Below are 1,598 nucleotides of genomic sequence, written 5' to 3' on the forward strand. Positions count from 1 at the left end.
GACAATATCGTCAACGCGGCCGAAGCCAACCAATCGATCCCGGTGAGCGGCCAGGTCAGCGGCGAATACGCCAGCGGCGATCGCGTGACGCTGACGGTCGGCAATCAAACCTACACCGGCACGCTCAAGGCCGACGGCACGTTCTCGATCAACGTGCCGGGCTCACAGCTGGCGAGCAACACCAGCGTCAGCGCAGTGGTCAGCCACACCGACGCGGCGGGCAATACCGGCAGCGCCAATACCGCCGGCAGCTATGGCGTCGACACCGTCGCGCCGAGCGTCTCGATCAGCCTCAACACCGTGGCCGGTGATGACGTCATCAATGCCGCCGAATCGCGGCAGAACGTTACCCTGAGTGGCACCGCCGGCGGCGACGCGGCCCAAGGCGATACGGTGACGGTCTCCGTGGGCGGCCAGAACTACACCACGACGGTTGGGGCCAATGGCATCTTCAGCGTGGCGGTACCGGGAACGGTGCTGGCGAATGCTGGCACCGACAGCATCCGTGCATCCGTGTCTCACACCGACGCCGCCGGCAACACCGGCACGGCAACGACGACACATGCCTACGGCGTCGATATTGCCGCGCCGACAGCGATTGCCGACACGGGTTCGACCCAGCAGGAGCAGGCGCTGAGCATCGATGCTGCGCACGGTGTTCTAGCCAACGATGCCGACTTGGGTAGCGATAAGTCGACGCTGCATGTCGTCGCTATCAATGGCAGCTCGGAGGGCGTTGGAGAATCTATTGCTGGCTCTAACGGCGGAACGTTCATCGTTCAATCCGACGGCAGTTATCGATTTTTGCCGGGCGATACATACAACTCACTCGCTGCGGGCGAAAAAACCACGTCCCAGATCAGTTACACCGTCAGTGATGGCCACGGCAATGTTTCAGTAACCACATTGACTGCAACGATCGTTGGTACGAACGATGTGGCTATCATCAGCGGTCCTGCTGTTGGTAGCGTCGTTGAAGATAGCAACGTTAGCGGTGGGAAACTTGCTACGACGGGTTCGCTCTCGGTAACCGACATCGATACCGGGCAGTCGAGTTTCAACCCGGGTAGCGTGGTTTTCACGGGCGCCAGTGGAACGACTAATGGCGTCACCTCTTCGTTGGGTTCGCTCTCCGTTACGGCTGACGGTCTATGGACCTTCAATGCCGATAACAGCAAGGTTCAATACCTTGCTGAAGGTCAGGTTCGGACCGAGACATTTACGGTGAAATCGGCTGATGGTTCCGCGAGTCAGACCATCACTATCAATATTATCGGTACTAACGATGCCCCGGTCGTCCGTGCCGGCACCGGTAGCACCGGCGAGAACGCTACTCTCAATATCGCCGCGGCCCAGGGCGTGCTGGCCAACGACAGCGATGTCGATGGCGGCACGCTGAGCGTCAGCGCGGTTAACGGCGCGGCGGGCAGCGTGGGGCAGGCCATCACCGGCTCCAACGGCGGCACCTTCACGCTGAACGCGGATGGCTCCTACAGCTTCAATCCGGGCACGGCGTTCGATCGCCTGGCCGCGGGTCAGACCGACACCACTAAAGTCAGCTACACCGTCAGCGACGGTCAGGGCGGCACCGCCACCTC

1 protein-coding gene is annotated in these 1,598 nt (G+C 61.4%); it reads left to right on the forward strand.

Annotation, left to right across the window (positions count from 1 at the left end; genetic code table 11):
• The coding region (locus BTW08_RS18130) for an Ig-like domain-containing protein (RefSeq protein ID WP_139313716.1) at positions 1 to 1,598 on the forward strand (1,598 nt) is incomplete at both ends.

It is taken from the genome of Salinicola sp. MH3R3-1 (assembly GCF_001937155.1).
Taxonomy (GTDB): domain Bacteria; phylum Pseudomonadota; class Gammaproteobacteria; order Pseudomonadales; family Halomonadaceae; genus Salinicola; species Salinicola halophyticus.